The organism is Streptomyces sp. NPDC088157 (genome assembly GCF_044741545.1).
Taxonomy (GTDB): Bacteria; Actinomycetota; Actinomycetes; order Streptomycetales; family Streptomycetaceae; genus Streptomyces.
The window spans coordinates 1,005,115-1,022,765 of sequence record NZ_JBIUSU010000001.1; the positions used below are offsets into that span (position 1 = coordinate 1,005,115).

Consider the following 17,651-nt stretch of genomic DNA (forward strand, 5'->3'; position numbering starts at 1 on the left):
GGGAGCCCGGCGCTCAGCTCAGTAGGCGGCTGTGGGTGGGGCGAGAGGAGCGATCTCCCTGTCGAAGAAGCTGTGGAAGTCTTCCCCGCGCTCGTACAGCGCATCGAATCCGGCCAACGTTTCCCAGATCAGTGCTCGGTCGGCGAAGCGGTTGGCTCCCGCTGCGTTTCCGTCATCGTCGTAGCACACCTCGTACATGACGACGTCTCCGAGGATCACCACCTCCGGAACAGGGCGGTCCATCTCGATGTCCGCGATCTTGCGGGCATCGAGCACCTTGATGTTGTCGCCCAGCTCCACGCGCAAGCGTAGAACGAACATCTCCCATTGGACGTATGGGGTGACAGGGAACTCCACCACGCGAAGGCGGCGTTCCAGGATGTTCAGCCGTGCCGCCTCGCGAAACTGGCGTGTGTAGACATCCCGCTTCTCCTCGACGAGAGACAGTGCTCTTTCCCAATCTCCGGCGGCGAAGGCCTCCCAGCTGGCAAACCCTCGTTCCTTGAAGTTCTGCCCCCGTTCGAGCTTGTTCAGGCAGCGAACGCCACTGCCGTGAATTCGACGGAAATCCGCGTGATATGTGGAGCGATCCATGCGTTCGGAAGTGCCGCTTGGGAAGGAATCAAACACTGGGGATATCCGGTTTCGCCGCAACCAACATGTTCCTTGGGATGACAACGAGTCGCTCGTCGGACCCTACTGAGACGCCCGTCGGCAGTTTCCCGCCGAGTGACTCCGTGAGGTCTCGGCCGATGACGGCGATGTCTCCGTTCTCGAGCTCCCAGATGTCGGGGCAGTCGGGGTTGTCGGTTGTGTTTCCCAGTTCCTGGGGTGACTTTCCCAGGCGCCGCTTGAATGTTGTGGTCGGATCGGCTTCCCAAGGTCTACTCATGGCCATCGTCCCCTCGATTGGGCCAAAGTTTCATTAACTTAGCACTCGACGAATCGGCTTGACCATGCCCAAACCGGACTCGCTGATGATGGCGCGGGCGGCCCCATGCTGTTCCATCCGGCCCGAGAGTGCGACGATAAGTGGTCACGAAACGGCAAGGTATCAAAGTAAGGCAGATGCTGAAGATTCGAATAATTGACATATAGTCGTAAGATTTGGAATTTTTACTCAGGGGGAACTGTGGACCCGGAGACAGCCTTACTCGCGCAGAGCGCGGGAGTCACGCTGGTCACCTTGATGACAACTGACGCCTGGCATCGCATCCGGGAAGGGATCACGCAACTGTGGCGTCGAACGCAGCCGCACCGCGCGGAGGCTGTCGTCGCGGAGCTGGAAGCCACCCGCGAGGACGCCCTGGCGGCCGGCGAGGCCGACGACCAGGAGACTCTCGGCGAGCTGCACCTGGAGTGGCAGGGACGGCTCCGGCGGCTCCTCGCCGTCCAGCCCGGCGCTGCAGTGGAACTGCGCGCGCTCCTCGACGAACTCGAGCCGAGGGGCTCGACCGGCGCTGCGGTCACCCAGCACGCCAGCGCGTCCGGCCGGGCCCGGATCTATCAGGCGGGACGAGACCAGCACAACGCGCAGCGATGACAGGTGCGATGGACGGCCATGCCGAGGATCGTGGCCGTGTCTACCAGGCGTCGGGCGACCAGCACATCAGCGAACACCACCACTACGGCGATGAAGCGGCCACGCCAGCTGGCCCCGACTCGGTTCGCCGTCCGGCAGTCGGTCGGCCTCCGGTCGTGCTGCGGGATCGCGCCGAAGTGCTGGAACGTCTGCGAGCAGGCGTGCGTGCGGGGCGTGGCGGTGAAGCCTATGTGCTGTACGGCATGGGTGGCTGCGGCAAGACCGCGGTCGCCTACACGTTCTTCCAGCTGGCCATCAACGAGTGCGGCAGGGTTGGCTTGTGGGTCAGCGCATCCGACCGCGCGAGCCTGCGCGCCGGCATGCTCGCGGTCGCAGCCGACCGAGGTGCGGGCGACGGCGAACTGCTGGCTGCCCGCAACGGACTCCGTGCCGCCGCCGATCTCGTCTGGCACTATCTCGACCGCTCTGCCGAGCCCTGGCTGCTGGTACTCGACAACGCCGACCAGCCCGAGATCCTCCGTGACGGCAGCTGGCTGCGCACCAGTCCCCGCGGCACGGTCCTGGTGACCACACGCCGGTCGGCCGCCCGCTGGTGGCCCGGGGCAGAGCTGCAGCACATCGGGGTACTACCGCGTGAGGACGCCGCGTGGGTACTGCGCGACCTCGCCCCGCACAGCGGCACGCAGGAGGAGGCGGCGCAGATCGCGGAACGACTCGGCCGGTTGCCGCTCGCCCTCACACTGGCAGGCGGCTTCCTCTCCCAACAAGTGCTCGATCCCTGGACGATGGAGACCTACGGGCGCCATCTCGACGAAGGGCAACGAGTCGCGCTCATCGACCAAGGAGCCGATGTCTTGTCCCAAGAGGACCCACGGCACATGGTGGGGCTGACGTGGCAACTGACACTTGACGCGTTCGAGGCACGAGGGCTGCCCGAAGCGACCGCGCTGCTGAGGCTGCTGGCTCGCTTCGCTCCCGAACCGTTGCCGCTGTCTCTGCTCAACCGACCCGAGATCGACGCTGTTCTTCCTCGCGCGAGCTGCGAAACCGCGCTGAGAGCGCTGCTCGACCAGTCGTTGACGGAACTGGTCGATGTCGGCGCGCGGTGCGCGCAGAGCCACGGGGTGCTGCTCGACAGCGTCGCGGCGGCGACTCCGGCGGAGACGGTTCCGGTTCTCGACACGACGGCCGTCCGACTGCTTGACGCGGCCGTTCCCGGTCTCCCCGACGCGGGTCCGCACGATCCGCTGCTCCGGCTGCTCGTTCCTCATGCGCTCGCCTTGCTGCGACGCATCGACGACCTGGCGACGTCGGCGGATGCTCTGGCCGTGGTGACCCGGTTGGCCGTCGCTCTGCACCGCACCGGAGACTACGTCTCCGCCTGGGAGACCGCCCGAGCCGCAGCGAACTTCGGAGAGCGGCAACTCGGCGCGGAGCACCGGTCCGTACTGGCCGCCCGCTCCAGGGCAGGCCGCGCGCTGTTCCGGCTGGGTAGGTACGCCGAGGCCGAGTCGCTGCTCGAGCGCGTCCGCACCGCTCAGGACCGTCTGTTCGAGGCCAACGATCCCGACACCCTGGACACCGGCCATGGCCTTCAGCTCGTGCTGGGAAATCTCGGCAGAAGGGACGAGGCCCTCTCGCTCCTCCGGTCCACGGTCGCCGGCCGGCGCATGGCGCTGGGCCCCGCGCACCCTTTGACCTTGCGCTCGCGCTCAAGCCTGCTGGTCCTGCTGTCCGCCTCCGAGGTCGTCACTGAAGAAGACGGCGCGCTTCTTCACCTGCCCTCGGAATGCGACCGGCTTCTCGGCCCGGACCACACGGTGGCCTTGGGAGCCCACCACAACCGCGCTTGGGCGCTCTACTCGTTGGGCCGCTTCGAGGAGGCCGACCAGGAGATACGGCTGGTCACCGAGGCCTACCGGCGACGCTTCGGCCCCGACTACTCGATCGCGCTCTCGGCCCAGCAGCTTCTCTCCCGCACCCAGGCCGCGCTCGGTCATGTGGACGCGGCGACAGAGCTGATGACAGATGTCGTGGCCAGACGGGAACATAGCCTGGGTTCCGACCACCCGTTCACGGTGGCCGGCCGGGAGCTGTTGAGCGCTTTCGCTTCGGGGCAGTGGAGCCCACCCGCGGCGGAGGCGTGATGGGCGTGCGTCCGCGCGCGGTGGGCGCGGCATGGGTGGGGGTGGGCGCGACCCACGGGTGGGCCCCAACCTTCACCTTCACCGCATGAGGCTCTGCTCAGCGCAGGTGATCGACAAAGGCGGTCCATGCGTTGAGGGAGAAGGCGAGGGCGGGGCCGGTGGGGCGCTTGCTGTCGCGGACGGGGATGTGGGTGGAGAGGTTGTCGGCGACCTCGACGCAGTCGCCCTGACCACCGCTGTAGCTGCTGGTCCGCCACACGGCTTCCGGCGTGCTCGGCGATATACCGGGCTCATGGCTCATGACTGATACTCCTTGGCGGCACGTTGGATCAGCGTGAGCGATTCCGCTGGTGGCAGTGACCCCGTCCGTGCGTCGTCGAAGAGCGCGCGGTAGCGAGCGACTTCAGGCTCCTGCTCCATCCACATGTTGCCGGTCGGCGTCTCCGTCAGAACCAGGTCGAGCGATGCCATTTGCGGAAAGCTCAGCAGCAGGTACGGGCCGAACATACCTGAGTGCGCTCCGCGAGAGAACGGCAGTACCTGAACGGTGATATTGGGCTGCTCGGCCATGCGTGCCAGGTGGTCGAGCTGGTCGCGCATCACACCTGGCCCTCCGACCCGCTGATGCAGAACACCCTCGGCGAGCACTGCCCACAGCTCCAAGGGGTCCTCGCCCGTGAGCCGTTCCTGTCGGGCAAGCCGTACTCGAACGAATTGGTCGATCTCCTCGGGTGTCTGCCAGGCTCTTGAGGCGACCGTCACCGCGCGTCCGTACTCTGCGGTCTGCAAGAGCCCGGGAATCAGCTGGACTTGGTACGTCCGAATGCTGTCGCAGATGGACTCCATCTCGATCTGGTCGCGATAGGCCTCACCGAGCACGGAGCCGTATTGGTGCCACCAGCCTTGGCGGCGTCGGCGGTTGGCCGCTCGGGTGAGAACGGTGAGGCGTTCGTGTGTTTCGAGGTCGTCAATTCCGTATGCGCGAAGTAGTGCCACTACGTCTGGTGTGCGCACCAGGACGCGGCCGTTCTCCATTCGGCTGATCTTGCCCTTGGTGCAGTCGAGCGCGCCGGCGGCCTCGGTGGTGGACATGCCTGCGGCTTCTCGGTGCCTGCGCAACTCGTCGCCAAGCTGGCGCCCTAGAACGGTGGAAGGCCGGTCGGTCGTACCGCGCATGTTCATGAGCTCCCTTTTAGCAGAGACGGGTCCTCTTACTCCGTACTCCCACTCGGAAGGATGAAAAAAGACTCGGAAGACTCTGTCAACGTTGCGAGTTGCGTCTTCGGTTGGTCAGTCTGATGAGGCACACAGCTCCAACCAGGACTGCAATGCGGGGACTTCGCCAATGTCGCCGAACCCTTGGGGGCCGCTATGACCAAGCAGGCCAGCACATCCACCCACGAGATCACTTGCCGACTCCCTCGGAGTCGCGCCAGCGTCCCTCGGGCGCGCGCCATGCTGCAGGCCGTGCTCGGTGAATGGGGCGTGAGTCAAGACGCCCTGGAGGCAGCGGAGTTGGTGCTCTCCGAGCTGGTGACCAATGCGCTGCGCGTGCGCGTACCGAGCGACCGGCAGGTGGGTGTCAGGATCGCACGATCGCCGGCGGACGGGCTGCTGCGGTTGGAGGTCAGCGACGCGGGCCCGGGCAGGCCCGAAGTGCGGGCGCCCAGTGACGAGGAGACCGGCGGGCGTGGGCTGCTGCTGGTGGAGGCGTTGGCTCACCGCTGGGGCGTCGAGCAGCGCGCGGGCGGGATCGGGAAGACGGTGTGGGCCGAGCTGAAGGCACCGGACATCGTGGGCGAGCCCGTCGGGAGGGAGGTCGCGGCCGCCGTCGTGCGGCCTGGGCAGCACGTGAGGGTGTGGGGGGAGTGGCACGGCGTCCGCGCGGTGCGCACTGAGCCCTACGCGGCTGGCGGTCTCGCCGTCGTGCTCGGACTGGACGACGGCCCGGAGCTACGGGTGCCCGTGGCGGAGCCACTGGTTGTACGGGACGGTGGGGATGCTGTGATCACCGGGTGCGGCCACCCTGAGCGGTGAGGCGCAGGATCGGCGGCGGCCCGGTACTTCTGTGAGCCGTCCGTCGATCTCTGGAAACGCTGTCCTCATTCCCTTCCGTACAGTGAAAACCATGTCGCGCGAGTGTTGAGACGCTCCCTGCGGGAGCTCCAGCCAGGCGAGGAGAGAGGTGGCACCGTGAGCACCCCGGCTCATCACCCCATTCCCGTCCGTCGTGGGCACCTGCGCGAAGCCGCGGAGAGCATTGAGCAGGCCACAGGCATGAGTGTTGAGATCATCGGAGGAACACTCGTGCTGTCCCCAGGCCCGAGCGGCAGGCACGCCGGAATCATCATCGACCTGCGCGATGCCATTCGCCCTGGGCTTTCGTCTCCGTACGAGGCGTTCGAGAACGTGTCCGTCCCGATGCCTGATGACCCGGACGACTACGCGACCCCGGATCTGACCATCGGCCCACGTGCGTTCAAGGATGACGACGGCTGGCTCCTGGACGCTGACGCGGTCGAACTGGCCGTGGAGGTCATCTCTCCGACCGAGCGGCTCAAGGGCATCAACGAGAAGACCGCTTGGTACGGCGCCGCAGGCGTGACTCGTCTTCTGCAGGTCGACCCGCGGACGGGCACATGGTCGCTGTTCGGCCGGCCCAGGGAAGGCGAGTACAGGAGCGTCGTCCATGGCAAATACGGAGAAGAGGTGCCGTTGCCCGCTGAAATCGGTGGCGATCTGTCCACGGCCGGCCTCGGCCTGTACGGCACGCGACCGGGCCGCTGACCGCAGCGTGCCCTCCGTGCGGAAGGCGCGGAGGGCACGCCGGAGTGATCAGCCCTTTGCCGGTTCACTGCCCCGGCAGCGCCTCCGCGACCTGGCGGAAGTGGGCCGCCGCCTCGTCGAGCCGGTCCGCCACTTCGAAGGCGATCTCCTTGGGGGAGCCGAAGTCGCCCAGTTCCGGGGCCAGATGGGCCTTGAGGTCCAGACTCGTCTTGGGGCGGGCCAGCAGTTCCGCCACCGGGTAACGACGGAAACGTTTCGACGTCGACTCCGCCCGTGCGGTGAAGCCTCCTTCAGGGAGGCAGGAGGCGACGAAGTCGTCGAAGTCGGCCTCGTCGACCGGGTTGCCGGTGTCGGTGTGGTGGTTGCCCGTTCGGGCGTCGTACACCCACAGGTCCTGGGTGGCGGGCTCACCGCTCGGCTTGGGCGAGGACTTTGTGAAGAAGAGGATGTTCGACTTCACGCCCTTGCGGTGGAACAGCCCGGTGGGCAGCCGCAGCAGCGTGTGCACGTCGCAGTTCCTCAGCAGGTTCTGACGTACGGTGGCCGCCGCGCCGCCGCCGAAGAGGACTCCGTCCGGGACGAACACGGCTGCCCGCGCGCCCTGGGGCAGCGTGATCGCCAGGTGCTGGAGGAAGTTCGTAGGGAAGTCCCCATATGCCCAGAAGTCGTCGCGCATGGTGGCGTCGGGCTGGACGCCGTTGCTCTTGAACGGCGGGTTGCAGATCGCCACGGTGGGCACGACACCGGACACGGCGCGGACCACCGGGCTCTTGCGCTTGAGCGTGTCCGCGAGCTGGACGGGAGCGGGGTCGGCGAACGGGCGGCCGGTGTGCAGCAGGATGTTCAGCATGGCCAGCCGGCACATCTGTGCGTCGAGGTCGGCGCCCGCGAGGGCGGACGGGGCCAGTTGACGGTTCGCGGAGAGCATCGCGTTGTAGGCGGCGATGAGCGTCGTGCCCGTACCGCACGCCGGATCGATCACGATGTCTTCGGGGCCGACGTCGAGCACCTTGGTGATGGCGTTCAGGATAGGCAGGGGCGTGAGGGTCTGACCGGTCTCGATCTTGAGGTCGATGTCGTCGCGGCAGTCGCGCAGCATCCGTGAGAAGGCGCGGCCCAACTCGGCCTGGCGAACCGCCAGCCACTGGTAGGGGTCGATCTGCTCGACGATCAGCTTGTTGAGCTCGGCCATGCGGTCGAGGTCCCAGGGCTGGGCGTCACGGAAGACGACGCTCGCGGTCTGGCGGTCGGGACGTCCGGCGAGGTCCTGGTCGCCGAGAGCGTCCATGAGCTTGGTCAGTCCGGTGTGCAGGGCGTCACCGCTGAGCAGGACCAGGTCCCGCCAGGCGTCGACCGGCGCGACGGGTCGGTGCGCGAACCGTGTCGAGCGCTGGGCGCGCTCGTGGTCCAGTTTGAGGAACAGCAGGTAGCCGACGTGCTCCACGAACTGGAGGCGGGTGATGGCGCGGGTGCTCGTTTCCTCGCCCCAGAACTTCCAGAAACGGTCCGCTATCGCGTCGCCGTTCCAGAACTTCTCAGGTCGTATGCTTGCCGCCGCCGCGCCGTTGCGTCGGCCGAGCCCATTGGACATGCTGTCTGTCACCCAGTCCCTGTTCAGTCCCTGGCAGGCCGCCTGTGTCCGTACTGTGTGTACGGACACAGGGACGACCCGCCGTCCCGTTCCCGGAGCGGGGTCCGGCGGGCCCTCGGGACCTCCGGAGCCCATGCGGGGCCTGGCGGGGAGGGAGGGGGGAGACCGGGCTACCGCTCCTGGGTTGTGCCGTCGTGCGTGTTGTCGTCCTCGGAAGTATCGGTCCTGCCAGTCGAGCCGTCGGCCGCCCTGGTGCCCGCGGTCTTCTTCAACGCCTGTGCTACGGCGGTGAATTCGGCCAGTGCTGTTTCCAGGTCCTCCACGATCTCCTGCGCGATCACGTCCGGAGGCGCGAGCAAGGCGGAGGAGGCGGAGGCAGACTGAAGCACCGTCAAGTCGAGGTTGACCTTGTCGCGTGCGATCAGTTCATCGTACTCGTATGCACGGAAGCACTCACTTGGCTTTCGGGCGGAGTGGTCACTGCCGCCGGAGTGGAACGCGGCGACGAACTCGTCGAGGTGTTCGCGGCGCAGGGCGCGCTGCTTGAGCGTGAAGCGCTGGTCAGTGCGGAAGTCGTAGACCCAGAGCTGCTTGGTCGCGGGCTTGCCGCCGGGGCGGGGCGGGCGCTTGTCGAAGAACAGGACGTTCGCCTTGACGCCGTTGGCGTAGAAGATGCCAGTGGGCAGGCGCAGCAGGGTGTGGACATCGGTGAGGTCCAGCAGGCGGCGGCGGATCTCGGCGCCCGCGCCGCCCTCGAACAGCACGTTGTCGGGCAGCACCAGGGCAGCCCGGCCGTTCGTCTTCAGCAGGGTGTAGATGTGTTGGACGAAGTTGAGCTGCTTGTTCGTGGTCTGCGTCCAGAAGTCCTTGCGGGAGGTGTACGCCTCACCGGTGACCGAGCCCACACCGAAGGGCGGGTTGGCGAGCACGATGTCGTAGAACTTGTGCGGCGACTTCGCCAGGGAGTCCTGGATGGTGATCAGCGGACGGGCCTCGGACGTGCCGATGCCGTGCAACAGCATGTTCATCAGGGCCAGACGGGCTGTCTCCCGGACCAGTTCGTAGCCGGTGATCGCGCCCGTCTGGAGCTTGCGCGCCTCGTCGCCGTACAGCTGTTCCTCGTAGCGCTCGACGATGTGGGCGTGTGCGGCGATGAGGAAGCCGCCCGTGCCGCAGGCGGGGTCGGTGATCGACTCGCCGGGGCGTGGCTGCAGGCAGTCGACCATGGCGTCGATGAGCGGGCGGGGTGTGAAGTACTGGCCCGCACCCGTCTTGCGGTCCTCGGCGCCGCGCTGAAGCAGGCCTTCGTAGGCGTCGCCCTTGAGGTCCTGGTTCTCGCGGGTCCAGGTGTAGGGGTCGATCAGGTCCTTGATGAGGCGTTCCAGGACGGCGGGCTCGTGGATCTTGTTCTGTGCCTTCGTGAACACCTCGCCGAGCATCGTGCCGCCGTTGCGGCCCAGCTGGCGCAGGACGTGCTCGTAGTGGTCCAGGAGATCCTCGGCCGACCGGCTGGTGAGGCTCTGCCAGTCCAGGCCGGGCGGGACGAGCGGCTCCTCCGGCAGGTTCTTGCGGAACTTCGCCGGCCGGTTGGCGCGCTCGTCGGCCATCTTCAGGAAGAGGAGATACGTCAGCTGCTCGACGTAGTCGAGGGTCGAGACGCCGGAGTGGCGCAGCAGCTCGCAGTACGACCAGAGCCGGTTGACGAGCGTCGAGGTCGTCTCCCCGGCGGAGCGGCGGGGGCCTGGGGTGGTGGCACTGTTCATGAGGGCGGGGGTGGTGCTCATTGGGGCAGCTCTTCCTGACCGGGCGGGGCGAAGCGTGGCTTGCGGGGGGCCCGCTTGCGGGGCGCCTTCTTGGCGGTCGCGCGTTCGGCACGGATCCGGTCGAGCAGGACCGAGGCGGGCTCGTCGGCGGGGTCCTGGGACACGAGGGCGCCGGTGAAGGCGGCGTGCAGAAGGGCGGCGCGGAGGTCAGCTGACCCTGCAGTCACACTTCGCAGCTCGGCTTCCATCCGGTCGGCCTCTTCCAACTGTCGGCGGACTTCCTTGACGATCACCTCTTGCTTGTCGACGGGAGGAAACGGAAACTCGACAGTCTTCAAGCGGGCGGCTGAGAGATGTGCAATATTGGTCGTAATGCGTGATTCTTTCGCGAATCGTCCCGTGTGCATGTGTCGACGAAAAACGAGTAGCGCCCACTCGGAAGTTATCCGAGGATTCGGCCGGAATCGTAGAAGAGTGTTCTGGAAAGCTGCGCCCTCGGGGACGCCACGGTAGATCGCAGGGCGCCCCAGGAGGTGCGGGCTCTGTCCTTCGTTGAGGAGTACGTCGCCGTCCTTCAGGTTGTATCTGTCTCCCGTGCCGGAGAAATCCATCTCTTTGACATCGGAGATGTCGATGTGATCTTCGAAGACATTGGCAACGCGCAGGTAAGGTCGCATCTCTGGTCCAGAATGCCAAGATGGGTGTCGCTGGCGGCCTAGATCGATCTTCCCCGCTTCCTCGACGGTTACTTCATACCAGTCATCGGGGAGGGGGTTCGGAATTGCTGAACAGATGACTGACTTGCGGAACTCGTCAATCTTCTGGAGCCCGACCTTCAGTGTCTCTTCACCAGCCTCGATATGGCTGATCTGCTGCTCAATCTCGGCAACGATGCGCCGCTGTTCCGTGAGCGGCGGCACAGGAATCTCAAGAGATTCCAGATAGGGCCGCGGCACGCGTCGCTGGCCGACTGCGCCAGACATGTTCTGTTCTGCATTGATGCGCACGTCGCGCTGCAGCAAATAGTGCATCAAGTATTCAGAGAGTATGGCCCCGTAGCTGCGAAACACGTGGAACTCGGTGCTACCAAGGGCGCGACCGCCCAGCAGCCCTCGGGCTACCGCGATCTTGCCATTCTCCATACAAGGTGTGATCTTTGCGAAGAGAACGTCGTTCTCCTGGAAGCGCGTAAGGGACTTGTTCTTCAAGTCGCCGTATCGCACACGGGTGGACGCATCGATACGCCCAGATTCGGCCTCGACGAAAGCCATAGGAACCTGGGAGATGTCCTCGTCGTCTTCGGGCTCGTTATCGAAGGTGCGGGGGTTAACCTCGCACAGTTCTTGCAGCGTCGCCCGGGCCCACCCCCGGGGCAGCTCCCCGCCAGCCCCGCCCGGAAGCCCATCCCGAACGCCCCCGGAATCCCCCCCCAGCCCCAGAGTCACGCGCCCAGCTCCCTGTCCAGTTCGTCGAGGATCTCTTCCGCCCTCGCCTCGCCGAATTCGGCGAGAAATCCGTCCGTGCCGTTCATCTTAGTGAACGGGGCGTAATCGAGGTCGGCGGTGTCGAAGCGTACACGCTCGATCGTGGCACCGGCGATGTGGTCGAGCCACCAGCGTTCGGTGTCGGTGAAGGTCACGCCTGCCTGTTCCTGGCTGGTCAGCCAGGCCGCGTACCGCTCCTGTACCGCCTCTGCGTGCGGGCGGGGCGGTGTGACGCCCTCCTCCGCGCCGCCTGCCAGTTCGTACCGCATCAGGGCCAGCAGGTCGGCCGCCGTACGGGCGGCGGAACGGTTCGTTGCCACAGCCTCGCCCACCTGCTCGTATGACCGCCACAGCTTCTCCGCTGTCCAGGCGCGCGGTGGGCGGGCCACGGCCCGTGCCAGGTCCTTGAGGCGTCGCAGGGCATCGCGGGGCGGTACCGGCGAATCGGCCGAGAAGGCAAGAGCGAGCGCCGCGATCTCGTCCCGGTGCTCCTTGACGTACGCCTGCCAGTCGCGGACGGTCTCGCGTGCCGTCGACTCGTCCTCCGGGACGGCGCCGGCCGACACGAGGGCGTCGCGGCTCGTCTCGTCGTACAGGATGTCCTTCGCGCGGCGCATCTCCAGCAGCCGGGTGCGCAACTCGGGGTTGGAGGCCAACGGGCGTAGGGCCCGTTCGGTCACGTCCTTGAGCGCTCGGTCAGGGTCGAGGCCGAGGCGTTCGGCGGCCTCGCGGGTCTTGCCCTGCTCGTCGATCGAGACGGCGTCGACCATCTTGTGCACGATGTGCTTCAGCGGGACGCCGCCGGTGAGGCCCTCGATCTCGGCGCGCTCGTCGTCGGTCATCTGGATGTCGAGCTTGGCCAGACGTGAGGCGAGGGTGGAGATGTGGGTGTCCTCCGCGACGCCACGGGCAGTGAGGCGGAGGAGCCTCTCAAGGTTGAGGTCCTTCTCCGTGTGCTGCTCCAGCGGACCGGCGTCCACCTTCGGCTTCCGGGTCACCCCCACCGCGTCGACGATCACGAAGTGGGTCTTGGGGCCGACGCCGGGGGTGACCCGCTCGAACTCGGTAAGCGACAGGGTGCGGGCGCCGCGGCCCTTCATCTGCTCGAAGTAGGCCCAGCTCTTGACGTCCCGCAGGAAGAGGAGGCATTCGAGGGGCTTGACGTCGGTGCCGGTCGCGATCATGTCCACCGTGACCGCGATACGCAGTTGCGGCAGGTTGCGGAAGTCGGAAAGCCGTTCCGCCGGTTTCTTCGCCGCGTGCGTGATCTTCGCGCAGAAGTCGTTGCCCTTGCCAAAGACGTCGCGGATGACCTCGACGATCTCCTCGGCGTGGTTGTCGTTCTTGGCGAAGACGAGGGTCTTGGGGACGTACATCTCGTCCCACAGCAGTTCGCCGGTCTCTTTGTCGCGCTTGGCGCGCTCGGGGAAGATCTCGGTGAACAGTCGGTTGCGGAAGGTGTGGACGACCGTGCGCAGCTGGTCCTTGCTGATCACGCCGACGCCGACTTCCGTTGCGCCGTAGGAGACTTCCTCGTCGAAGTCCTCGTAGCGCTGGCGTCGGGTGCGGCGGTCGCGGACCGGGATGACGCCCCGCGCGATGACTCCGCCCTCGCCCGTTATACGTGTCACGATCTCGTACACCTGGAAGTCGACGTTGACGCCGTCGGCGACCGCCTCCGGGTAGGTGTACTCGCTGACCAGGTTGCCGTTGAAGTAGCCGAAGGTCTGGGCGACGGGTGTCGCGGTGAGGCCCACGACGGGTGCGTCGAAGTACTCCAGCACGGAACGCCACTTGCCGTAGATGGAGCGGTGGCACTCGTCGACCACGATCAGGTCGAAGGACTCGGGCGGGATGCCGGGGTTGTAGCCGACGGAGATGTCGCCCGGTGTGTCGTACGAGTACTCCTCCTCGCCGTCCGCGCCCTGCGTGGCGGGGACGGTCGCGCCCGTCAGTTCCATGTACAGGCGCTGCACCGTGGAGACGACGACCTTCGCGGAGGGGTTCATGCCCTCGGAACCCAGGCGCTGCACGTTGAACAGGTCGGCGAAGGTGCGGTTGGTGTCAGGCGTTGTGAAGTTCTCGAACTCGTTCTGCGCCTGGGCGCCCAGGTTGTTGCGGTCCACCAGGAACAGGACGCGCTCGGCCTGGGCGTACTTGAGCATCCGGTACGAGAACGTCACCGCCGTGTACGTCTTGCCGGCGCCGGTCGCCATCTGGACGAGGGAGCGGGACTGGCCCGTGCCCTGCTGGCCCTTGCCCAGTGCCACCGAGTTCTCCACGCCCTGCACCGCCGTGATCTGGGCGGGGCGAAGGGGCTGCTCGTCCAGCTCGGGCATGCGCAGGCGCAGCCGGGCACGGTAGGAGGGTGCCTGTGGGTCCTGCTCGGCCTGGCGGATCCAGCGGGACAAGGTGCGGGGCTGGTGGAAGGAGAAGATCCGCCTACTGCGCGAGTCGGGGTCCAAGGTGTTGCGGAACCGGGTCTCGCCGCCGTCCGACACATAGCGGAACGGCAGCGGGGTACGCCAGGCGATCAGGCGCTGCTGTGCCTCGGTGGGGTGGTCGGCGTACCGGTCGGCCTGCGCCTCGGCGGCCGTCAGGTCGGCGCCCTCGCGTTTGGCCTCGATCACGCCCACGAGCTTGCGCTCTACATACAGGGCGTAGTCGGCGCGGCCCGTGGCGGTGGTCGTCTCGCGGACGGCGACACCGCTGCCGCGCCGGTCGCCCTGAACGTACAGGTTGAGGCTGCCGCCTGCGTCCTGGACGCTCCAGCCCGCCTCGGCGAGCATTTGGTCGAGGCGGGTACGCACCTGAGCCTCGGTGAGGGGCTCGCGGGCCGCCTGCTCGGCGTTCTCCAGGAGACGGGCGCGCTCGGCCACGGCCTCGGACGCGGCGGCGGGGCTCGTGACCTGGTAGCGCAGCAGCCGGGCATCGGCGGCGGACTGGGCCTGTTGCAGCGTCGCGAGCTGGTCCTGCATGGCGGCCACCTGGCGGGCCAGTTCCTCGCGCTCGGCCGCGGCGTCGGCGAGCTCCTGTTCCGCCGCGAGGCGAGCGGCCTGCTCCGCCTGTGCCTGGGATGCCTTGCCCTCGTAAGTGAGACGGGCCCCCTGCAGCGCCCGCCGAGTCTCTTCCACCTGCGCGCGCAGGGCCAAGTTCTGGGCGGCAGGGGTCCGGGCCGGGTCCGGCGGAACGAAGGTCCGCTGTTCCCGGGAGCCGGTGATCAGACGGTGGTACCAGACGCCGAGCCGGTGACAGGTCCGCAGGGCCCGGAAGGCTTCGTCCGGGTCGTCGTAGTCGTCGTGGTTGGCCTTGTTGCCGAGCACGCGGACCTCGTGGAAGGCCGGCCCCACGTTGCCGTGCAGATAGCCCTCCCGGTCGAGTGCGGCCAGGCGCTCGATCTGCTTGCTCCCAGTGAACTGGACGCGACCCCGGCGCACCAGATCGGAAGCGAGGGCCTCACCGAACTGCCGGGACTTGATGAGTGACGTGTTCGGGTCGGTGAAGACGTTGGCCTCGGCGCCCGAGCCGTAGGCGACAAGCAGCGGAAGATGGTCGTACAGGAAACCGAAGTTGCGTGATGTGCGGGCGAGTTCGGCGAGTCTGGGGTCCGGCGTCTGTGCCGCGCCACCTGCGCTCATCAGAGGGGTACCGCTCTTCCTGGGCTGCTGTACGACGTGGGGTACACGGGCTGTACGTGCACTGAAGGGATCATTGAGCCTAGCGCCGGGGGGTGTTCGGGCGCCAGGAGTTTCGCCGTCGCGGGTGACTGACCGGAGAGCCCGGACCTTGTCGCAGCAAGGCCTCGCCTCTGCCGTGGCCAGGCTGGTTCCAGATGCCGCTCCGTCTACTGGTAGCTCGGCTTCGCCGAGTTTGCCGGGAAGATTGTCTACCGGCTGGAGACCGGGACCCGGCGTGGTCAGGGAACCGGCGCACTCCATTTCGGCCTGGCACGCGCCAGGCGCCGCGCCTGCCGGTCGGGAGACGGAGGCGTCACCCCGTGGTGGTGATGAGCTCGTCGAGTACCCACTCCAACAGGCTGTTGTCGCCGTAGAAGCTCTTCACCGAGGCGTCCTCGTTGCGTTGAGGGTCTATGCCCGACCAGTTCAGGGTGTAGCCCGCGTCGGCGCTCAGCTGGGCCAGGAACGCCCGCTGGGCGCGGCCGTTTGCCCTCACGGAACGGGTGGAGGACGTTCAGGTCGCCGTACAACGTGGCCAGTTGGATGACGAATTCCTGCCGAGGGAGACTCTGCAGCCGGCCGGATGAGGCGAGACGGCCGAATACCTCTCCGGCGTAGGGCAGCAGGTTTCTCGCCGGACAGAACGGTGTGCGCTTGGCGATGTTCACGGTGCGTAACTCGCCTGCCCACGGATAGATGTCACCGAAGATCGCGGCATGGAACGCTTGGAGATGGCCGAGGTCGTACGCGCCGGGTAGGGGGCGTTCGGCGAGCATGACGAGGCGCGCCCGGGTGATGTCCGCCTCCGCTGCCGCGAGCAGCTGATGGTCGGTGATACCGAGCTTGTTGCGCAGCACGCCGTTGGGCATGGCGTACGGATCGTTCACCCTGCCCGCCGCTCCGAAGTCTGTCGGTGGCGGGCGATCGCGCGGGCGACAAGGGTGTCCACGTCGAGGTCGCCCTTCACGTATGCCTCGGTGTCGCGGTCTGAGGCATTGGAGGCCTGGAGCCCCTCGGCCTCGATGGAGCCGGTGGCCGAGGCGACGGCTGCACGTCGTGCCGCTCGGCCGCTCAGCGCCTCGAAGGCCTCGACGGACAGGAGGACGCCCTGGGGCTTGCGGTGGGCGCCGATCAGGACCGGGTCGGCATCCGCGCCGGACTCAGACAGGTCAGCCAGGATCCGCGACAGTCCCGCGCGCGCGTCGCTGACGGTCACGACCTCAGGGATCTCCATGCTGTCACCGTACCCATATAGAGGCTTGATTCTGTACAGATTCTAGTACGGATTCCGGTGAGTGTCCCGTCCCGGGCGGGTTCGCCGTCCTGGAAGCGGAGCTGGACAACGGGCCGGTGGCGCCACAGGGGGGCGGGCAGGTGCGAACCGAGCCGAGACCGCGAGGTTCTCGCCGATCACCGGCACATCGCGCCGGTTGAGTTCGGTGATCCCCATGCCGGAGGTGATGTCGTCCGCCTCGGTGACCACCAGAACCGGCCTCTCCGAGAACGACGAAGCCCCCGTCTGGACCGCTCCGGCGCGGGCGCCTCCTTACGTAGCCATCAAGGTAGCCACGGAAACGCCCTCCCTGCACGTTTGTGCAGGTCATAGCGTTGCAGTGATTCTCCCCGGCGTACAGCCCGACTCGTCTGCCCCCCATCCGTAGCCTTGCTGCCCCAGGGCACGCCTCTGACCTGCGCCGATTCAGTCCCGCGCCCGTTCCTGCCAGTACCGGAAGGTCCTGGCGGCATCGGGGACGAGGTCCCAGGGGTGGGGGGTCATGTGGCGGCCGATGCGGTGGAACACCGAGGTCGCGTCCTTGGTGCGTTTCATGCGGGTCAGGGCGAACGCGAGCAGGTTGAGGTCGACGAGGGCCTCGGCGTGCGGCGGGGTATCCGCGTGGAACCACCTGGTCAGCGCCGTGTCCGCATCGACAGCCGCCTGTGGTTCGTACCAGTGGCCGTCGGCCGCGAAGGAGCCGGTGGAGTCGTTGGCCGTCCGGTGGGCGACGAGTTCGACCCGGGCTGCGAGGGACAGCAGGGCCACGGGTGATCCGTGGGGCGCCTGGCTCGTGCACCGCTCCGCGAAGTCGAGCATCTGCATGAGCGTTCCGTGGCCGCGTGGGGACAGGTGGCGCAGCATCTGGTGATGGGCGGCCCGGTTCCACGGGTCGCGGGTGACCGCCTCGGTCCACACCGGGACGGCCGCGTGCGCCGGGGATCCGCAGGCGTACATCAGCCACAGCATGGCCAGCCAGGGGGTGGGATCCTCCGGGACGGCCTCCGCCGCTCGTCCGCAGTCGCCCCACGCGTCCCACGCGTCGTTCGACCAGCCGGTCCTCCCCTGCACCTGGGCGACCCGTGTGCAGGCCCTGAGGAGCAGGGCATCGGGGTCCCGGGGACGGTCCTTCATCCATCGGTCCGTGACGACCGGTGGCAGGGTGCGTGCCAGTACGGAGATCCGGTGCACCCGTCGGTCCCAGTCGCGGCCCGTCGCGTGCAGCAGTTCGGCCGCCGGCATCCACAGCGGGCGGGTCGCCCCGGCCCCGAGGCCGTGCAGCTGCTGCGAGGGGCGCAGCTCGGTGAGGGTTCGGCGTAGTTGGCGGTCGTCGAGCTCAGGGCCTGTGAGTACGGGGGTTCGGCGTCGCAGCATGGCAGTTCCGGG

General features: G+C 67.3%; 15 protein-coding genes and 1 pseudogene. 4 read left to right on the forward strand and 12 right to left on the reverse strand.

All coding sequences use genetic code 11. From position 1 onward, the window contains the following. Positions 1-18: 18 nt before the first annotated feature. Both ACIPFH_RS04270 and ACIPFH_RS04275 read right to left on the reverse strand, forming a co-directional pair. Positions 19-630 carry a DUF6879 family protein gene (locus ACIPFH_RS04270; protein ID WP_401822898.1) on the reverse strand — a complete coding sequence of 204 codons (612 nt, stop codon included), beginning with the start codon at positions 628-630 and terminating at the stop codon, positions 19-21. Beyond that, positions 623-892, reverse strand: a complete 270-nt coding sequence (locus ACIPFH_RS04275) for a hypothetical protein (RefSeq protein WP_401823758.1) — start codon at positions 890-892, stop codon at positions 623-625. The genes ACIPFH_RS04270 and ACIPFH_RS04275 overlap by 8 nt, the downstream gene beginning before the upstream one ends. A gap of 240 nt (positions 893-1,132) precedes the next feature. On the opposite strand from ACIPFH_RS04275, the gene ACIPFH_RS04280 reads away from it, so the two are divergent. Together ACIPFH_RS04280 and ACIPFH_RS04285 are read left to right on the forward strand one after the other, a co-directional pair. After that, entirely contained in the window at positions 1,133-1,543 is a 411-nt protein-coding gene (locus tag ACIPFH_RS04280) for a hypothetical protein (protein ID WP_401822901.1), read from the forward strand. An 8-nt stretch (positions 1,544-1,551) separates the two neighbouring features. Then, entirely contained in the window at positions 1,552-3,690 is a 2,139-nt protein-coding gene (locus ACIPFH_RS04285; protein ID WP_401822903.1) for a tetratricopeptide repeat protein, read from the forward strand. A gap of 97 nt (positions 3,691-3,787) precedes the next feature. Here ACIPFH_RS04285 and ACIPFH_RS04290 read toward each other — a convergent pair whose 3' ends face one another. Both ACIPFH_RS04290 and ACIPFH_RS04295 read right to left on the reverse strand, forming a co-directional pair. Then, on the reverse strand, positions 3,788-3,991 hold the full coding sequence (locus ACIPFH_RS04290) for a DUF397 domain-containing protein (protein WP_401822906.1): 204 nt from the start codon (positions 3,989-3,991) through the stop codon (positions 3,788-3,790). Beyond that, the gene (locus ACIPFH_RS04295; RefSeq protein ID WP_401822908.1) at positions 3,988-4,872 is read right to left on the reverse strand and encodes a helix-turn-helix domain-containing protein; all 885 of its coding nucleotides are present in this window, start codon (positions 4,870-4,872) and stop codon (positions 3,988-3,990) included. The genes ACIPFH_RS04290 and ACIPFH_RS04295 overlap by 4 nt, the downstream gene beginning before the upstream one ends. A 189-nt stretch (positions 4,873-5,061) precedes the next feature. Here ACIPFH_RS04295 and ACIPFH_RS04300 point away from each other — a divergent pair, with 189 nt between their 5' ends. Together ACIPFH_RS04300 and ACIPFH_RS04305 are read left to right on the forward strand one after the other, a co-directional pair. After that, entirely contained in the window at positions 5,062-5,727 is a 666-nt protein-coding gene (locus ACIPFH_RS04300) for an ATP-binding protein (RefSeq protein WP_401822911.1), read from the forward strand. A 156-nt stretch (positions 5,728-5,883) separates the two neighbouring features. Further along, on the forward strand, positions 5,884-6,477 hold the full coding sequence (locus ACIPFH_RS04305) for a Uma2 family endonuclease (RefSeq protein ID WP_401822914.1): 594 nt from the start codon (positions 5,884-5,886) through the stop codon (positions 6,475-6,477). Between the two features lie 64 nt (positions 6,478-6,541). Here the strand turns inward: ACIPFH_RS04305 and ACIPFH_RS04310 are convergent, their stop codons facing one another. The 8 genes and pseudogenes from ACIPFH_RS04310 to ACIPFH_RS04345 form a co-directional block, all read right to left on the reverse strand. Beyond that, entirely contained in the window at positions 6,542-8,068 is a 1,527-nt protein-coding gene (locus ACIPFH_RS04310; protein WP_401822915.1) for a class I SAM-dependent DNA methyltransferase, read from the reverse strand. A 170-nt stretch (positions 8,069-8,238) separates the two neighbouring features. Next, positions 8,239-9,852, reverse strand: coding sequence for an N-6 DNA methylase (locus tag ACIPFH_RS04315; protein WP_401822916.1), 1,614 nt, complete (start codon positions 9,850-9,852; stop codon positions 8,239-8,241). Beyond that, on the reverse strand, positions 9,849-11,276 hold the full coding sequence (locus tag ACIPFH_RS04320) for a restriction endonuclease subunit S (RefSeq protein ID WP_401822918.1): 1,428 nt from the start codon (positions 11,274-11,276) through the stop codon (positions 9,849-9,851). Before ACIPFH_RS04320 ends, ACIPFH_RS04315 begins: the two co-directional genes overlap by 4 nt. Continuing rightward, positions 11,273-14,953: a DEAD/DEAH box helicase family protein gene (locus tag ACIPFH_RS04325; RefSeq protein WP_401822920.1), complete on the reverse strand. Its 3,681-nt coding sequence runs from the start codon at positions 14,951-14,953 to the stop codon at positions 11,273-11,275. The genes ACIPFH_RS04320 and ACIPFH_RS04325 overlap by 4 nt, the downstream gene beginning before the upstream one ends. 352 nt (positions 14,954-15,305) lie before the next feature. After that, positions 15,306-15,488 (reverse strand): hypothetical protein, encoded by a 183-nt coding sequence (locus ACIPFH_RS04330; RefSeq protein ID WP_401823788.1) that lies wholly within the window; start codon positions 15,486-15,488, stop codon positions 15,306-15,308. 52 nt (positions 15,489-15,540) lie between these two features. Beyond that, positions 15,541-15,861 (reverse strand): annotated as a pseudogene (locus tag ACIPFH_RS04335) (Fic/DOC family protein); the annotation flags it as partial. Between the two features lie 14 nt (positions 15,862-15,875). Continuing rightward, complete coding sequence (locus ACIPFH_RS04340; RefSeq protein WP_401822923.1) at positions 15,876-16,226, reverse strand: type II toxin-antitoxin system Phd/YefM family antitoxin; 351 nt, start codon at positions 16,224-16,226, stop codon at positions 15,876-15,878. A 465-nt stretch (positions 16,227-16,691) separates the two neighbouring features. Further along, positions 16,692-17,639 carry a hypothetical protein gene (locus ACIPFH_RS04345; protein WP_401822924.1) on the reverse strand — a complete coding sequence of 316 codons (948 nt, stop codon included), beginning with the start codon at positions 17,637-17,639 and terminating at the stop codon, positions 16,692-16,694. Positions 17,640-17,651 lie beyond the last annotated feature (12 nt).